15 protein-coding genes and 1 pseudogene are annotated in these 15,795 nt (G+C 63.6%); 9 read left to right on the forward strand and 7 right to left on the reverse strand.

Features of this window, described 5'->3' with window-relative positions; translation table 11 throughout:
- Positions 1-2: 2 nt before the first annotated feature.
- A complete protein-coding gene (locus APH27_RS01265; protein ID WP_060483793.1) occupies positions 3-356 on the reverse strand; it encodes a YkgJ family cysteine cluster protein in 354 nt (117 codons plus the stop codon).
- A 160-nt stretch (positions 357-516) separates the two neighbouring features.
- Here APH27_RS01265 and APH27_RS01270 point away from each other — a divergent pair, with 160 nt between their 5' ends.
- Positions 517-1,809, forward strand: coding sequence for an FAD-binding oxidoreductase (locus APH27_RS01270; protein WP_027917008.1), 1,293 nt, complete (start codon positions 517-519; stop codon positions 1,807-1,809).
- A gap of 119 nt (positions 1,810-1,928) precedes the next feature.
- Here the strand turns inward: APH27_RS01270 and APH27_RS01275 are convergent, their stop codons facing one another.
- Positions 1,929-2,159, reverse strand: coding sequence for a DUF1127 domain-containing protein (locus tag APH27_RS01275; protein ID WP_027917009.1), 231 nt, complete (start codon positions 2,157-2,159; stop codon positions 1,929-1,931).
- Between the two features lie 179 nt (positions 2,160-2,338).
- On the opposite strand from APH27_RS01275, the gene APH27_RS01280 reads away from it, so the two are divergent.
- Positions 2,339-3,769 (forward strand): PLP-dependent aminotransferase family protein, encoded by a 1,431-nt coding sequence (locus tag APH27_RS01280; protein ID WP_177331629.1) that lies wholly within the window; start codon positions 2,339-2,341, stop codon positions 3,767-3,769.
- A gap of 60 nt (positions 3,770-3,829) precedes the next feature.
- Positions 3,830-5,386, forward strand: coding sequence for a phospholipase D family protein (locus tag APH27_RS01285; protein WP_060483795.1), 1,557 nt, complete (start codon positions 3,830-3,832; stop codon positions 5,384-5,386).
- Between the two features lie 2 nt (positions 5,387-5,388).
- Here APH27_RS01285 and APH27_RS01290 read toward each other — a convergent pair whose 3' ends face one another.
- Together APH27_RS01290 and APH27_RS01295 are read right to left on the reverse strand one after the other, a co-directional pair.
- Complete coding sequence (locus APH27_RS01290) at positions 5,389-6,528, reverse strand: MFS transporter (RefSeq protein WP_027917012.1); 1,140 nt, start codon at positions 6,526-6,528, stop codon at positions 5,389-5,391.
- Positions 6,529-6,730: 202 nt separating this feature from the next.
- On the reverse strand, positions 6,731-8,224 hold the full coding sequence (locus APH27_RS01295) for an aldehyde dehydrogenase (protein WP_027917013.1): 1,494 nt from the start codon (positions 8,222-8,224) through the stop codon (positions 6,731-6,733).
- A gap of 196 nt (positions 8,225-8,420) precedes the next feature.
- On the opposite strand from APH27_RS01295, the gene APH27_RS01300 reads away from it, so the two are divergent.
- Together APH27_RS01300 and APH27_RS01305 are read left to right on the forward strand one after the other, a co-directional pair.
- On the forward strand, positions 8,421-8,780 hold the full coding sequence (locus APH27_RS01300; protein ID WP_027917014.1) for a cupin domain-containing protein: 360 nt from the start codon (positions 8,421-8,423) through the stop codon (positions 8,778-8,780).
- 82 nt (positions 8,781-8,862) lie between these two features.
- Positions 8,863-9,066 (forward strand): I78 family peptidase inhibitor, encoded by a 204-nt coding sequence (locus APH27_RS01305; RefSeq protein ID WP_027917015.1) that lies wholly within the window; start codon positions 8,863-8,865, stop codon positions 9,064-9,066.
- Positions 9,067-9,133: 67 nt separating this feature from the next.
- On the opposite strand, the gene rpmG is transcribed toward APH27_RS01305, so the two are convergent.
- Entirely contained in the window at positions 9,134-9,289 is a 156-nt protein-coding gene (rpmG, locus tag APH27_RS01310) for a 50S ribosomal protein L33 (protein ID WP_003253507.1), read from the reverse strand.
- A gap of 11 nt (positions 9,290-9,300) precedes the next feature.
- Entirely contained in the window at positions 9,301-9,537 is a 237-nt protein-coding gene (rpmB, locus tag APH27_RS01315; RefSeq protein WP_003253504.1) for a 50S ribosomal protein L28, read from the reverse strand.
- 361 nt (positions 9,538-9,898) lie between these two features.
- Between rpmB and APH27_RS01325 the strand changes: the two genes are divergently transcribed.
- Complete coding sequence (locus tag APH27_RS01325; RefSeq protein WP_027917016.1) at positions 9,899-11,488, forward strand: ABC transporter substrate-binding protein; 1,590 nt, start codon at positions 9,899-9,901, stop codon at positions 11,486-11,488.
- Between the two features lie 310 nt (positions 11,489-11,798).
- Here the strand turns inward: APH27_RS01325 and radC are convergent, their stop codons facing one another.
- Positions 11,799-12,479 carry a DNA repair protein RadC gene (gene radC / locus APH27_RS01330; protein ID WP_027917017.1) on the reverse strand — a complete coding sequence of 227 codons (681 nt, stop codon included), beginning with the start codon at positions 12,477-12,479 and terminating at the stop codon, positions 11,799-11,801.
- A 128-nt stretch (positions 12,480-12,607) separates the two neighbouring features.
- Here radC and coaBC point away from each other — a divergent pair, with 128 nt between their 5' ends.
- From coaBC to APH27_RS01345, 3 genes and pseudogenes are all read left to right on the forward strand, one after another.
- Positions 12,608-13,819 (forward strand): bifunctional phosphopantothenoylcysteine decarboxylase/phosphopantothenate--cysteine ligase CoaBC, encoded by a 1,212-nt coding sequence (gene coaBC, locus APH27_RS01335; RefSeq protein WP_027917018.1) that lies wholly within the window; start codon positions 12,608-12,610, stop codon positions 13,817-13,819.
- 5 nt (positions 13,820-13,824) lie between these two features.
- Positions 13,825-14,280 (forward strand): dUTP diphosphatase, encoded by a 456-nt coding sequence (gene dut, locus APH27_RS01340; protein ID WP_027917019.1) that lies wholly within the window; start codon positions 13,825-13,827, stop codon positions 14,278-14,280.
- A gap of 135 nt (positions 14,281-14,415) precedes the next feature.
- Positions 14,416-15,789 (forward strand): annotated as a pseudogene (locus APH27_RS01345) (phosphomannomutase/phosphoglucomutase); the annotation flags it as partial.
- Between the last annotated feature and the right edge of the window lie 6 nt (positions 15,790-15,795).

Here is a 15,795-nt window from a genome sequence, read left to right on the forward strand (position 1 = left end):
GGCTAGACCAGCACCTGGCGGGTAGTGGCAATGAACTGGTGGACCAGCTGCTCTGCGCCGGGGTCGATCATCGGCTCTGGGCCGCGCCCACGCGGGCAGGCCATGCGCGGGGTGGTGCCGAACAGGCGGCAGATCATCGGCCTTTCTTCATAGACGGTGCAGCCGTTTGGGCCCAGGTGCACGCAGTTCAGGTGCTCCAGGGCGGCATCCTGTTCGGCCTGCGTCTTGCGCGGCAGGCGGGCCATCTCTTCAGCCGAGGTGGTGACCGGGCCACAGCAATCGTGGCAGCCGGGCTCGCACTCGAATGAAGGAATGAGCTCGCGCAGGAAGTGGATCTTGTGGCGGTTGCAGGACATGGCGGGGTACGAAGCTGAGAAATGCCAGAATTATAGGCCCATTAACGGCGGTTCAGCTCCCCGACATACCCGTGAACGAGGACGATGCCCTCGCCTTGTTGCCCACCGAGGTACCCCGGCTTATCCTCCACCACCATCCCACAGCCCCAGGACCTGCCCCATGATCCACAGCGCGCAGCATACCGCCTCGTACTACGCCGCCAGCAGCGCGCCCCACCCGGATCATTCCTTCCTGCAAGGCGAACACAACGCCGATGTGTGCATCGTCGGCGGTGGCTATTCGGGCCTGAACACGGCCATCGAACTGGCCGAACGTGGCTTTTCGGTGATCCTTGTTGAAGCACGCAAGCTCGGATGGGGCGCCAGTGGGCGCAATGGCGGCCAGCTGATTCGCGGCGTCGGCCATGGCCTGGAGCAGTTTCTTCCCGTGATCGGCGAGGAAGGCGTACTCAGCATGAGGCTGATGGGCCTGGAAGCCGTGGATATCGTCCGCGAACGGATCGAACGCCACGCCATTGCCTGCGACCTGACCTGGGGTTACTGCGACCTGGCCAACAAACCCGACGAACTGAAGGGTTTCGCCGAGGATGCCGAAGCACTGCGCAGCCTGGGCTACCGCCACGAACTGCGCCTGGTCGGCAAGGACGCCATGCACAGCGTGGTGGGCTCGGACAGCTATGTCGGCGGCCTGGTAGACATGGGCTCGGGCCACCTGCACCCGCTCAACCTGGCCCTGGGTGAAGCCGCAGTGGCCAGCCGCCTGGGCGTGAAGCTGTTCGAGCAATCCGAGGTCACGCGCATCGACTACGGCCCCGAAGTGCAGGTACACACCGCGCAGGGCCGGGTGCGCGCCAAGACGTTGGTGCTGTGCTGCAACGCCTACCACAACGATCTCAATCGCGAGCTGGGCGGCAAAGTGCTGCCAGCCGGCAGCTACATCATTGCCACCGAGCCGCTCAGCGAAGAACGCGCCCATCAGCTGCTGCCGCAGAACATGGCGGTGTGCGACCAGCGCGTGGCGCTGGACTACTATCGCCTGTCCGCCGACCGCCGCCTGCTGTTCGGCGGTGCCTGCCACTATTCCGGGCGCGACCCGAAGGACATCGCCGCCTACATGCGGCCGAAGATGCTCAAGGTATTCCCGCAACTGGCCGATGTGCACATCGATTATCAGTGGGGCGGCATGATCGGCATCGGCGCCAACCGCCTGCCACAGGTCGGCCGCCTGGCCAGCCAACCCAACGTCTATTACGCCCAGGCCTATGCTGGCCACGGCCTGAACGCCACGCATCTGGCCGCGCGCCTGCTGGGTGAAGCGATCAGCGGCCAGGAGAGCGGGCGTTTCGACCTGTTTGCCAAGGTGCCCCACATCACCTTCCCCGGCGGCAAGCACCTGCGCTCGCCGATACTGGCCTTGGGGATGCTCTGGCACCGGCTCAAAGAGCTGGTCTAGCACTCGCGGCCTGCGGGTTTACCCGCGAAGAAGGCAACGCGGTGTATGGCACCGGCTTTGCCGGTGTTCGCGGGTAAACCCGCTCCCACAGGGTCGGGTGACACCCCTCAAGGTCTGGTTCAGTCTTTCCAGAAGGGTTTGCACCCCTCGGTACGCGCCTGCTCCCAGCTCAAGCCAATATCCCGCAACTGGTCATCATCCAGCTGCAGCAGGGCCCGGCGGGTGTGCCAACGGTGCAACATCAGCCCCCAGCGCCCGAGCCCTGCCGGTGCGTTGAAAACCCTGGTCTGCTGCCCGGCGTCCAGTTCCTTGGCCATCAGTTGCAAGCGCACATCGCTCATGCCACCCATCGCTGCGTTCTCCCCTTCAGTTTGTAACCGTGAAGAAAGGATGCGCTTCAGCAGCCTTGGCAATACAGATCCAATACAGGCTAATTATTCTCATACAGAACGTGTCGACTGACGGCTGAATGATGTATTTTCAGCGCAACTGTACTGGTCGCTTCCTATATGAAGCGCAGGAGTATGCCATGACCCTCTATCTGAACCTCGCCGAACTGCTCGGCGCGCGCATCGAACAGGGCCTTTACCGCCCCGGCCAGCGCCTGCCATCGGTGCGCGCCCTGAGCGTGGAGCACGGTGTCAGCCTGAGTACCGTGCAGCAGGCCTACCGCATGCTCGAAGACAGCGGCATGGTCTCGCCACGGCCCAAGTCCGGCTACTTCGTCAGCGACCATCGCCACCTCCCCGCCCTGCCTGCGATCAGCCGCCCGGCCCAGCGCCCGGTAGATATCTCGCAATGGGAGCAGGTGCTCGAACTGGTGCGCAGTACCCCGCGCCAGGACGTGATCCAGCTCGGCCGCGGCATGCCCGACATCGACAGCCCGACCCTCAAGCCGCTGCTGCGCAGCCTCGCCCAGCTGAGCCGGCGCCAGGACATGCCGGGCCTGTACTACGACAACATCCACGGCAACCTGGCCCTGCGCGAACAGATCGCCCGGCTGATGCTCGACTCCGGCTGCCGCCTGGGCCCGGCCGACCTGGTGGTGACCACTGGCTGCCACGAGGCGTTGTCGTGCAGCATCCGCGCGGTCTGTGAGCCGGGCGATATCGTCGCGGTCGATTCGCCGAGCTTCCACGGTGCCATGCAGACCCTCAAGGGCCTGGGCATGAAGGCCCTGGAAATTCCTACCGACCCGCTCACCGGCATCAGCCTCGAAGCCCTGGAACTTGCGCTGGAGCAATGGCCGATAAAGCTCATCCAGATCACCCCAAGCTGCAACAACCCACTCGGCTACATCATGCCCGAGGCACGCAAGAAGGCCCTGCTGAGCCTGGCCCAGCGCTACGATGTGGCGATCCTCGAAGACGACGTGTATGGCGACCTGGCCTACACCTACCCGCGCCCGCGTACCCTCAAGTCGTTCGACGACGACGGCCGCGTGCTGCTCTGCAGTTCGTTCTCCAAGACCCTCGCCCCCGGCCTGCGCATCGGCTGGGTCGCCCCCGGCCGCTACCTGGAGCGGGTGCTGCACATGAAGTACATCAGCACCGGCAGTACCGCCACTCAGCCACAGCTGGCCATCGCCGACTTCATCGCCGCCGGCCATTACCAGCCGCACGTGCGCCGCATGCGCAGCCAGTACCAACGCGGCCGCGACCTGATGAGCGACTGGGTAAGCCGCTACTTCCCAGCCGGCACCCGGGTCAGCCGGCCTCAGGGCGGCTTCATGCTGTGGGTGGAATTGCCCGAACATTTCGATACGCTGCGCCTGAACCGCGCTTTACTGGAGCAAGGCGTGCAAGTGGCCGTAGGCAGCATTTTTTCGGCCTCGGGCAAATTTCGCCACTGCCTGCGCATGAACTTCGCCGCGCGGCCAACCGCGCAAATCGAGGATGCGGTACGCAAAGTGGGGGAAACCGCCCTTCGTCTACTGGTTGAAGAAGACACTGACGGGTAACTTTGCGCCGCCCTCCACGGTCCAACTTCTCAGGCCTTTGCTGTACAGGACGATTCACCCTTGAGACTCCAGCGAGCTCTGCCTCTGCTGCTGATGCTGCTGCTCGGCCTTGCCGGCTGTGCCAGCGTCGGCACGCCCCGCGAAACCAGCCAGGCGCTGCCGGCCAACGAGTCGGCCTTCGGCCGCTCGGTGCTGCGCCAGGCTGCGCCCTATGAAGGGCGCTCGGGCTTTCGCCTGCTGCCCAACAGCAACGAGGCTTTCCGCGCCCGTGCCGAGCTGATTCGCAACGCCCAGGCGAGCATCGACCTGCAGTACTACATCGTCCACGATGGCCTGAGCACCCGTGCCCTGGTGCACGAACTGCTGCGTGCAGCCGACCGCGGCGTGCGCGTGCGCATCCTGCTCGACGACACCACCAGCGATGGCCTGGACACCATCATGGGCACCCTCGATGCCCACCCGAACATCCAGATCCGAGTATTCAACCCGCTGCACCTGGGGCGTAGCACAGGCGTCACGCGCGCCGTCGGCCGCCTGTTCAACCTGTCGCGCCAGCACCGGCGCATGCACAACAAGCTGTTCCTGGTGGACAACAGCATGGCCATCGTCGGCGGGCGCAACCTGGGTGACGAATATTTCGATGCCGAACCCAATCTGAACTTCACCGACATCGACCTGCTCGGCATCGGCCCGGTAGCCGAGCAGCTGGGCCACAGCTTCGACCAGTACTGGAACAGCGCCCTCAGCCGGCCAATCACCGACTTCCTTTGGCGTGCCCCGGATGCCGATGACCTGCGCGCCAGCCGCCAGCGCCTGGAAGTGTCCCTGGCCCAGGCGCGGGTGCAGCGCAAGGCGCTGTACGACCGGCTCATGTCATATCAGTCGCAGCCGCGCCTGGATGTATGGCGCAACGAGCTGATCTGGGCCCACGCCCAGGCACTCTGGGATGCACCGAGCAAGGTACTGGCCGACGATGAACCGGACCCTCAACTTCTGCTGAGCCAACAACTGGCACCCGACCTGGCCAGCGTGCACCGCGAACTGATCCTGATGTCGGCCTATTTCGTACCGGGCGAACCAGGTTTGCTGTACCTGACCGGCCGAGCCGATGCCGGAGCTTCGGTGAAATTGCTGACCAACTCGCTGGAAGCCACCGATGTGCCGGCCGTGCATGGCGGCTATGCACCCTATCGCCGAGCGCTGCTGGAGCACGGCGTGCAGCTGTTCGAACTGCGTCGTCAGCCGGGTGCCCCGACGCCAGCGCGTCTGAGCCTCCACGGCAGCAGCTCGGACTCGAGCCTGCACACCAAGGCCATCGTGTTCGACCGGCGCAAGACCTTTATCGGCTCGTTCAACTTCGACCCTCGTTCGGTGCTGTGGAACACCGAGGTCGGTGTGCTGGTCGACAGCCCGGAGCTGGCCGAATACACCCGCGAGCTGGCCCAGCAGGGCATGGCGCCGGCGTTGAGTTACCAGGTGGAGCTGGTAGGTGACAAGCTGGTCTGGGCGACCGAGGACAATGGCCAACGGCACCTGCTGACCTCAGAGCCGGGCGGCATCTGGCGGCGTTTCAACGCCTGGATCAGCAAGGCCGTAGGCCTGGAGAAAATGCTGTAGGTTCAGGCCGAGGCTGGCTCGAACGCCCCGCGCCTGCGGGTCAGCAGCACAAGGCCGGCAGCCCCCGCCGCCATCAGCCACAGCAGTGCATGGCCACTGACCCACTGGCTCCCCGCCCCGGCCAGCAAGGGCCCAAGCAGGCAACCGATGCCCCATAGCTGGGCGACATGGGCGTTGGCCCGCACCAGCGCATCATCGCGGTAGCGCTCGCCGATCAAGATCAGCGACAAGGTGAACAGGCCACCGGCGCTGGCCCCGAACAGTACCCACAGGGGCCAGATCAGCGGCGTGTCCAACAGCAGCGGAATCGCCAGGCTGGACACCATCAAGGTCAGCGCACAACCGGTGAACAGCGCCTGCCGTGACAAATAGTCGGCCAGTGCGCCAATCGGCAACTGCAGCACGGCATCGCCCACCACCACGGTGCTCACCATGAACAGGGCGATTTCGGTGCTGAAGCCCTGTTGCAGGCAATACACCGGCAACAAGGTAAGAATCATCGCCTCGAAGGCGGCAAACAGGGCGACAGCCCAGGCAATCACTGGCAAGCGGCGGCAGAAGGCGAACAGGTCGCCGAATGTCACGCTGCAGGCTTCGGTACTGGGTGCGCCACCACGCCCAAGCAGCAGCAAGGGTGCCAACAGCAACAGAGCGGTCGCTGCCCAAAAGCCGAAGTCATCGTCAGCACCTAGGAAACCCAGCACCAGCGGCCCGGCCAACTGGCTCAGGGCATAGCTGCTGCCATACAGCGCTACCAGGCGGCCGCGCCATTGCTCGACCACCAGCTGGTTGATCCAACTTTCGCCAAGAATGAACACTACTGTCAGCGACATGCCGATCAGCAGGCGCAGGGCCAGCCACAGCGGGTAGCTTGGCAGCAAGGCAAGCAGGCCGATCGACAGCGCCCCGCCCCACAGGCACAGGCGCATCGCCGAGGGTACGCCAACCCACCCAGCCAGGCGGCTGGCCAGGCTGGCTCCGAGCAGCACGCCCAGTGCCGGCATCGCCGCCATCACACCGATGGCGAACCCTCCGTAGCCCCAGGCCTCAAGGCGCAGGGACACCAGCGGCATGCTCACACCGAGCGCAAGCCCGACACTGAGCACTGACGCCAGTACGGCAAAGTAGGTTCCCCAACGCATTGCAGCCTCCCAGGCAGGATTCTTGAACAGCAGAAACGACGAAGCCGGGGCGGTATGAGCCGCCCCGGCTAGGGTTGGGGCTGCTGCGCAGCCCATCGCGGGTAAACCCGCTCCCACAGGGACTGCACCTCATTCGAAGGCAGTGGGGCCCTTGTGGGAGGGGGTTTACCCGCGAATGGGCCGCAAAGCGGCCCCTCTGGAATTACAGCTTGATCCAGGTCGCCTTCAGCTCGGTGTACTTCTCCAGGGCGTGCAGCGACTTGTCACGGCCGTTGCCCGACTGCTTGAAACCACCGAACGGTGCGGTCATGTCGCCGCCGTCGTACTGGTTGACCCAGACGCTGCCAGCGCGCACGGCACGGGCGGTCTTGTGGGCCTTGGAGATGTCCGAGGTCCAGATGCCGGCTGCCAAGCCATACGGGGTATCGTTGGCGATGGCAATGGCTTCTTCGGCGGTGTCGAAGGCGATCACCGACAGCACTGGGCCGAAGATTTCTTCCTGGGCAATCTTCATGGCGTTGGTCACGCCGTCGAAGATGGTCGGCTCGACGTAAGTGCCACCGGTCTCGATCAGGGTGCGCTTGCCGCCGGCCAGCAGCTTGGCGCCGTCCTTGTGGCCAGCGTCGATGTACGACAGCACGGTGTTCATCTGCTGGGTGTCGACCAGAGCACCGACGGTGGTCTGCGGGTCCAGCGGGTTGCCTGGTTTCCAGCCTTTGAGGGCCTCGACCACCATAGGCAGGAACTTGTCCTTGATCGAACGCTCGACCAGCAGGCGGGAACCGGCGGTGCAGACTTCGCCCTGGTTGAAGGCGATGGCGCTGGCGGCAGCTTCAGCAGCGGCTTGCAAGTCCGGGGCGTCGGCGAAGACGATGTTCGGGCTCTTGCCACCGGCTTCCAGCCAGATGCGCTTCATGTTCGACTCGCCGGCGTAGACCATCAGCTGCTTGGCGATCTTGGTGGAGCCGGTGAACACCAGGGTGTCGACGTCCATGTGCAGGGCCAGGGCCTTGCCCACGGTGTGGCCGTAGCCTGGCAGCACGTTCAACACGCCAGCCGGGATGCCGGCTTCGATCGCCAGCTGGGCGATGCGGATGGCGGTCAGCGGGGATTTTTCGGACGGTTTGAGCACCAGCGAGTTACCGGTAGCCAAGGCCGGGGCGATTTTCCAGCAGGCCATCAGCAGCGGGAAGTTCCACGGCACGATGGCACCGACCACACCCACCGGCTCACGGGTAACCAGGCCAAGCTGGTCATGGGGCGTCGGGGCGACTTCGTCGTAGACTTTGTCGATGGCTTCGGCGGTCCAGTGAATGGCTTGCGCCGCGCCCGGCACGTCGATGCTGGAGGAGTCACCGATCGGTTTGCCCATGTCCAGGGTTTCCAGCAACGCCAACTCTTCGACGTTCTTGCGCAGCAGGTCGGCAAAGCGGATCAGCTTGGCCTTGCGCTTGGCCGGGGCCAGTTGCGACCAGACGCCGGAATCGAAGGTGGCGCGGGCGTTTTCCACGGCGCGGTTGGCATCGGCGAGGTCGCAGCTGGCAACCTTGGCCAGGAAGCGTCCGTCGACCGGGCTCAGGCAGTCGAATGTTTCACCGGATGCGGCGTCGGTGTATTCGCCGTTGATGAAGGCGCGGCCTTCGATCTTCAGTTGCTGGGCACGTTGTTCCCAGTCCGCACGGGTCAGGGTGGTCATACGAAACTCCTCCTCTTGTTTAGGTGCAACGCCGCACTGAGGACTCACTGGCGTTGTCAGAATTCTGGCCGGGCGACGAGCGCACACTGGCAAGCGATACCCTAAACCAGGCCGGGTAAACTATCAATATATTTGACACGAACGGCCTAAATGCCTACTGATGTGCATTTTATTAAACAACAACAGGAGCCGCACCATGAGCATCGCCAGCATCATCGACTTCGCCCAGGTTCTTACCGAGGCTGAACGCTACCGCCCGGCGGCGGAGAAAATCCTCAAGGGCGAGCCGGACCAGGCTGTCTACAACCACTATTCCAGCCCCTGTGGGCAGTTTGCCGCGGGCGTCTGGGAAGGTGAGGTTGGCCAGTGGACTGTGAGCTACACCGAGCACGAGTATTGCGAGATCGTCCAGGGCGTTTCGGTACTGCGCGACCAGGACGGCGGCGCCAAAACGCTGCGTACCGGCGATCGGTTTGTGATTCCGGCTGGCTTCAAGGGTACCTGGGAGGTGCTGGAGCCGTGCCGCAAGATCTATGTGATGTTCGAGCAAAAATAACTATGTAGCACATGCTCCACGCAGCCTTGAAAGAGGATGGCCAAGCCCGCTTCGGGCCATTCTCTTTCAAAGGTAAATCAGCATGAACAACGAACAAGTCCTGCAAGCACTGGCTCACCTGATCGGCACCGCATACGAACCTTCGGTGAAAGCCACCATCTCTGAAATCACAGGCCGCGTGCGTGTCGTAGGCCCCAATGAAATAAGCACGAAAGAATATGATGTCGAGCGCATTCACATCAAAACCGACGCCAACAGCCTGATCCAGGGCTTCAGCTTCAGCTGACCTGTTACGAAGGCATAAAAAAACCCGCCTCCTTTCGGAGGCGGGTTTTTTTCAGGTCGCCGATCAATTACTTGATCTTGGCTTCCTTGTACACCACGTGCTTGCGAACAACCGGATCGTATTTCTTGATCTCGATTTTGTCCGGAGTGGTGCGCTTGTTCTTGTCGGTGGTGTAGAAGTGGCCGGTACCGGCACTCGAAACCAGACGGATCAATTCACGCATGATGCTCTCCCTTAAACCTTGGCGCCAGCTTTACGGATGTCAACCAGAACGGCGTCGATGCCGCGCTTGTCGATGATACGCATGCCTTTGGCGGATACGCGCAGACGCACGAAACGCTTCTCGGATTCAACCCAGAAACGGTGGTGCTGCAGGTTCGGCAGGAAACGACGACGGGTTTTGTTGTTTGCGTGGGAAATGTTGTTCCCGGTTACTGGACCCTTACCAGTAACTTGACAGACTCTCGACATGACTCAGCCCTCTAAAACCTCATGCCCAACCCGGCATGGGTTGGCCGCTTAATCTCTCAGTCTTTGGCGCCAGGCGCCGTGATTCTGGAGGTCTTATCGACCGGATCCGCTGATGCGACAGGCCGAGCCCCTAGAAAAGAGCGCTGCTTTATACCAGAAAGACTACGCCGCAACAACAGAAGATGAGCTTCCATGTGCTGCAAATCGCGCGCGAGCAGCATAACGACTCGCCCGGCGCGCTGTCGACCGCTCGTCGCCAAGCACAGCAAAAAGAAGGTGGTCATTTGCGAAAACGCGCACTAGGGTAGGACGTTTCCAGACTGCACCGGCAGATGGGCCACTGACCAGCCAAGGAGCCACGATGCGTGCTGCCGCCCTTTCGTTATTGTTAACTTCCCTGCTTGCCGCAGGCGCCGCCCAGGCCGCACCGCTAAGCGTGTGCAGCGAGGCCAGCCCCGAAGGCTTCGACGTGGTCCAGTACAACTCGCTGACCACCACCAACGCCTCGGCCGACGTGCTGATGAACCGCCTGGTGGAGTTCGATGCAGCCCAAGGCAAGGTCGTGCCGAGCCTGGCGCAGAGCTGGAGCGTCTCGCCCGACGGCCTGGTCTATGACTTCAAGTTGCGCGAGGGCGTCAAGTTCCACACCACGCCGTACTTCAAGCCAACCCGTGAGCTGAATGCCGACGACGTGCTGTTCAGCTTCCAGCGCATGCTCTACCCCGCCCACGCCTGGCACAAGACCGCCCCGGGCGGCTACCCGCACGCCCAGTCGCTGCAACTGGGTAGCCTGATCAAGGCAATCGAGGCCCCAGAGCCAAACACCGTTCGCTTCACCTTGACCCACGCCGACGCCACCTTCCTGGCCACCCTGAGCATGGGCTTCGCCTCGATCTACTCGGCCGAATACGCCGACAAGCTGCTCAAGGAAGGCAGCCCGGAAAAACTCAACAGCCAGCCGATCGGCACCGGCCCGTTCGTGTTCCAGCGCTTCCAGAAGGATGCCGTGGTGCGCTACCGCGCCAACCCGGACTACTTCGACGGCAAGCCGGCGGTCGACCCGCTGATCTTCGCCATCACCACCGACGCCAACGTGCGCCTGCAGAAGCTCAAGCGCAACGAATGCCAGGTAGCCCTGTCGCCCAAGCCGGTGGACATCGCCGAAGCCGGCAAGGACGGCAACCTGAAGGTCGCCACTACCCCGGCGTTCATGACCGCCTTCGTCGCCATCAACAGCGAACACCCGCCGCTGGACAAGCCTGAAGTACGCCAGGCGATCAACCTGGCCTTCGACAAGCAGGCCTACCTCAAGGCCGTGTTCGAAGACACCGCCACCGCCGCCAATGGCCCCTACCCGCCCAACACCTGGAGCTACGCCAAGGACCTGCCCGGCTACCCGCTGGACCTGACCAAGGCCAAGGCGTTACTGACCAAGGCCGGCCTGGCTGACGGCTTCAGCACCACCCTCTGGACCCGCCCGTCGGGTAGCCTCCTCAACCCCAACCCTAGCCTGGGAGCGCAGATGCTCCAGGCCGACCTGGCGAAGATCGGCATCAAGGCCGAGATCCGCGTGATCGAGTGGGGCGAGCTGATCCGCCGAGCCAAGGCGGGTGAGCATGACCTGCTGTTCATGGGCTGGGCCGGTGACAACGGCGACCCGGACAACTTCCTCAGCCCGCAGTTTTCCTGCGCGGCGGTGCAATCGGGGACCAACTTCGCGCGCTTCTGTGACAACCGCCTGGACCAGTTGATCAGTGCCGGGCGCACAACCAACGACCAGAGCGTGCGCAGCCGGCTGTACCAACAGGCGCAAACCTTGATCCAGCAGCAGGCGCTGTGGGTGCCGCTGGCGCATCCGACGGCAGCGACGCTGTTGCGCCAAGGTGTCGAGGGCTATCAGGTAAGTCCGTTCGGGCGGCTGGACTTCAGCAAGGTGTCGGTGGATCGTTGAGTCTTCTGGGGTGCCTGCCTTGAGGTTTTTGGCGCCTACGAGACCGAGCGCCGCCCGCGCGGCGCATCGCGGATAAATCCGCTCCTACATTTGCTGCAACGTGGCCATGCCTGTGAGGCCATGGTTGTCAGCCGGTTTGCAAGGCTCAAGGCATGCGCCAAGGCTGGCAACCATGGCCTGATAGGTTCGGCACGTTGCAACAGATGTAGGAGCGGATTTATCCGCGATGCGCCGCGCGGGCGGCGCTCGGTCCCACAGGCGCCACATCCCTCAAGGCAGGCGCCTTGCAGCCCTGACCGCATTACCCCGCCTAAGCCGCCACCCACCCCTGCTCGACCATCGACAGCGGCTCCCCGTCGCCAATGATGATGTGGTCCAGCACCCGCACATCGATCAGCGCCAGCCCCCGTTTCAGCGACAGCGTAAGGAGCACATCGTCCTGACTGGGCTCGCTGTGCCCCGAGGGGTGGTTGTGGCACAAGATCAGCGCCGCCGCGTTGTGCTGCAACGCCCGACGCACCACTTCGCGCGGGTAGACGCTCGCCCGGTCTATCGTGCCCCTGAACAGGACCTCGAACGCCAACGGTCGGTGCTTGGTATCCAGAAACAGACAGCCGAACACCTCACTCACCTCATGGCGCAGCATGGATTTCAGATAGCGCCGCACGGCTGCCGGGCTGTCCATGGCCGACTCGCGCTCGATAGCGGTAGCCAGGTGCCTGCGCCCGATCTCCAGCAATGCCTGCAACTGCCCGTACCTTACCGGGCCCAGCCCAAGTTCACCGACGAAGGCTTCACGGTCGGCCTCCAGCAACTGGCGCAAGCCGCCGAACCTCACCAGCAGGCCTCGGGCCAACTCCACGACATTGCGCCCACGCACGCCAGAGCCTAGAAATACGGCCAGCAACTCCGCATCGGTCAGGCTTGCAGCCCCGCGCTGCATCAACTTCTCCCTTGGCCGCTCTTCAGCCGGCCACTCCCTGATATTCATCCCTGTCCCCTGCCCTTGCTGCGGCCCGTTTCGGCCCTGTGTTAATCTATTTCGCCTCGTACATGCGACGTTCTGCCGCAGGCATTTCCAAACGTCGCCGCCCGCTCTCACTGGAAAAAGGCAAGCCTATGCAGCGGCTGTATCGCAAGCGCATCGTTCTCGGCGTCGGAGGTGGCATTGCCGCCTACAAAAGCGCCGAGCTGATTCGCCGACTCCTGGAGCACGGCGCGCAGGTGCGCGTCGTCATGACCCGTGGTGGTGCCGAATTCATCACCCCGCTGACCCTGCAGGCGCTGTCCGGCCACCCGGTGCACATGGATCTGCTCGACCCTGCCGCCGAAGCGGCCATGGGCCACATCGAACTGGCCAAGTGGGCCGACCTGGTGCTGATCGCCCCGGCCACCGCCGACCTCATGGCGCGCCTGGCCCAAGGCATGGCCGACGACCTGCTGACCACCTTGGTGCTGGCCACCGACGCCACCGTGGCCGTGGCCCCGGCGATGAACCAGGCGATGTGGCGCGACCCGGCCACCCAGGCCAACCTCGAACTGCTCAAGAGCCGCGGCATCCAGGTGTTCGGCCCGGCCTCGGGCAGCCAGGCCTGTGGCGACGTGGGGCTGGGGCGCATGCTCGAAGCCACCGACCTGGCCTGGTGCGCCGCAGAAAGCTTCAAGCGCCAGGCGCTGACCGGCAAGCACGTGCTGATCACCGCTGGCCCGACCCAGGAAAACATCGATCCGGTGCGCTACATCACCAATCATAGCTCCGGGAAGATGGGCTTCGCCTTGGCCGAAGCGGCCGCCGAAGCCGGTGCTCGGGTGACCCTGGTGACGGGCCCTGTGCACCTGCCGACCCCCGACCGGGTGCAACGCATCGACGTGGTCAGCGCGCGGGACATGCTCGCGGCCTGCGAAGCCGCCATGCCATGCGACCTGTTCATCGCCTCCGCCGCGGTCGCGGACTACCGCCCAGAGGTGGTTGCCCCGCAAAAGCTCAAGAAGGATCCTACGACCGGCGACGGCATGCTGCTGCAGATGGTGCGCAATCCCGATATCCTTGCCACCCTCGCTGGCCGTGCCGACCGCCCGTTCAGTGTCGGCTTTGCCGCCGAGACCGAACACTTGCTCGATTACGCCACGCGCAAGCTCAAGGACAAGAACCTCGACCTGATCGTCGCCAATGATGTGGCCAACCCCAGCATCGGCTTCAACAGCGAGGAAAACGCCCTGACCGTGATCGACCGCCAGCAGCACCAGACCCTCTTCGCGCAGACCAGCAAGGGCAAGATCGCCCGGCAACTGGTCGCCTTCATCGCCGAACGGCTCAATCAGGTTCAATAAGTTACATGCACGCTCTTCAAGCCAAGATCCTCGACCCACGCCTGGGCAGCGAATTTCCGCTGCCGCAATACGCCACCCCAGGCTCCGCCGGTCTCGACCTGCGCGCCCTGCTGAAAGAGGACACCGTCCTTGAGCCGGGCCAGACCCTGCTGATCCCTACCGGGCTGTCGATCTACATCGGTGACCCGGGCCTGGCGGCCATGATCCTGCCGCGCTCGGGCCTGGGCCACAAGCACGGCATCGTGCTCGGCAACCTGGTCGGCCTGATCGATTCGGATTACCAGGGCGAGCTGATGGTGTCGTGCTGGAACCGTGGCAACACGCCGTTCACCATCGCCGTCGGCGAACGCATCGCACAACTTGTCTTGGTGCCTGTGGTACAAGCGCATTTCGACATCGTCGAGAACTTCGACGAAAGCCAGCGTGGCACTGGCGGCTTCGGCCACTCCGGTAGCCACTGAGCCAACCAACGACCGTTCAGGCCAAGGATGGCGAACTCTCTGGCGATTCCACCGTCCAAGCGTTCAGTTTGCGCCTGCCCAGAAAGCCTTTGACTAATGGAGTTTCCCGAGATGAACGACATGGCCCACCTGGTCCCGGCACTGCCGGCAAGCATCTTCCGCGCCTATGACATCCGCGGCGTGGTCGGCAAGACCCTGCACGGCGAAACCGCCTACTGGATCGGGCGCGCCATCGGCGCGCAGACCATCGCCCAGGGCGAACCGCACATTTCCGTTGGCCGTGATGGCCGCCTGTCAGGCCCGATGCTGGTCGAGCAACTGATCAAAGGCCTGGTCGATGCCGGTTGCCAGGTCAGCGACGTCGGCCTGGTGCCGACCCCTGCACTGTACTTCGCCGCCAATGTGCTGGCCGGCAAGTCCGGTGTGATGCTCACTGGCAGCCACAACCCGTCGGACTACAACGGCTTCAAGATCGTCATCGCTGGCGACACCCTGGCCAACGAGCAGATCCAGGCCCTGCTGACCCGCCTGCAGACCAACGACGTGCCACGCGGCGAAGGCAGCGTGCAAAAGGTCGAGATCCTCGATCGCTACTTCCAGCAAATCGTCGGCGACGTGAAGCTGGCGAAGAAGCTCAAGGTAGTGGTGGATTGCGGCAACGGCGCAGCTGGCGTGGTTGCGCCGCAATTGATCGAAGCGCTGGGCTGCGAGGTCATCCCGCTATTCTGCGAGGTCGACGGTAACTTCCCCAACCATCACCCGGACCCGGGCAAGCCGGAAAACCTCGAAGACCTGATCGCCAAGGTCAAGGAAACCGGTGCCGACATCGGTCTGGCGTTCGACGGCGACGGTGACCGCGTTGGCGTGGTGACCAACACCGGCAGCATTGTCTACCCTGACCGCCTGCTGATGCTGTTCGCCCTGGACGTGCTGGAACGCAACCCAGGCGCCGAGATCATCTTCGATGTCAAATGCACCCGCCGCCTGACCCCGCTGATCGAACAGCACGGCGGCCGCGCCCTGATGTGGAAGACCGGCCACTCGCTGATCAAGAAGAAGATGAAACAAACCGGCTCGCTGCTGGCCGGCGAAATGAGCGGGCACATCTTCATCAAGGAACGCTGGTACGGTTTCGACGACGGTATCTACAGCGCCGCGCGCCTGCTGGAGATCCTCAGCAAGGCCTCGCAGAACGCTGAAGACCTGTTTGCCGCCTTCCCGAACGATATTTCCACGCCGGAAATCAACATTGATGTGACCGACGAGGGTAAATTCAGCATCATTGATGCACTGCAACGCGACGCCGAATGGGGCGAAGCCAACCTGACCACCATCGACGGTGTGCGGGTCGACTACCCGAAAGGCTGGGGCCTGGTCCGCGCCTCCAACACCACACCGGTGCTGGTACTGCGTTTCGAGGCCGAAAGCGCCGCCGAGTTGCAACGTATCAAGGATGTTTTCCGCGCCCAGTTGCTGCGGGTTGCCCCTGAGCTGCAACTGCCGTTCTGACCGACT

This window comes from Pseudomonas sp. NBRC 111123, from assembly GCF_001320205.1.
GTDB classification, from domain to species: Bacteria; Pseudomonadota; Gammaproteobacteria; order Pseudomonadales; family Pseudomonadaceae; genus Aquipseudomonas; species Aquipseudomonas putida_J.

Bases quoted from the DNA above. Each gene is read 5' to 3' on its own strand.
- APH27_RS01265 (WP_060483793.1), bottom strand. From the start codon at position 356: ATGTCCTGCAACCGCCACAAGATCCACTTCCTGCGCGAGCTCATTCCT.
- APH27_RS01270 (WP_027917008.1), top strand. From the start codon at position 517: ATGATCCACAGCGCGCAGCATACCGCCTCGTACTACGCCGCCAGCAGC.
- APH27_RS01275 (WP_027917009.1), bottom strand. From the start codon at position 2,159: ATGGGTGGCATGAGCGATGTGCGCTTGCAACTGATGGCCAAGGAACTG.
- APH27_RS01280 (WP_177331629.1), top strand. From the start codon at position 2,339: ATGACCCTCTATCTGAACCTCGCCGAACTGCTCGGCGCGCGCATCGAA.
- APH27_RS01290 (WP_027917012.1), bottom strand. From the start codon at position 6,528: ATGCGTTGGGGAACCTACTTTGCCGTACTGGCGTCAGTGCTCAGTGTC.
- APH27_RS01295 (WP_027917013.1), bottom strand. From the start codon at position 8,224: ATGACCACCCTGACCCGTGCGGACTGGGAACAACGTGCCCAGCAACTG.
- APH27_RS01300 (WP_027917014.1), top strand. From the start codon at position 8,421: ATGAGCATCGCCAGCATCATCGACTTCGCCCAGGTTCTTACCGAGGCT.
- APH27_RS01305 (WP_027917015.1), top strand. From the start codon at position 8,863: ATGAACAACGAACAAGTCCTGCAAGCACTGGCTCACCTGATCGGCACC.
- rpmG (WP_003253507.1), bottom strand. From the start codon at position 9,289: ATGCGTGAATTGATCCGTCTGGTTTCGAGTGCCGGTACCGGCCACTTC.
- rpmB (WP_003253504.1), bottom strand. From the start codon at position 9,537: ATGTCGAGAGTCTGTCAAGTTACTGGTAAGGGTCCAGTAACCGGGAAC.
- APH27_RS01325 (WP_027917016.1), top strand. From the start codon at position 9,899: ATGCGTGCTGCCGCCCTTTCGTTATTGTTAACTTCCCTGCTTGCCGCA.
- radC (WP_027917017.1), bottom strand. From the start codon at position 12,479: ATGAATATCAGGGAGTGGCCGGCTGAAGAGCGGCCAAGGGAGAAGTTG.
- coaBC (WP_027917018.1), top strand. From the start codon at position 12,608: ATGCAGCGGCTGTATCGCAAGCGCATCGTTCTCGGCGTCGGAGGTGGC.
- dut (WP_027917019.1), top strand. From the start codon at position 13,825: ATGCACGCTCTTCAAGCCAAGATCCTCGACCCACGCCTGGGCAGCGAA.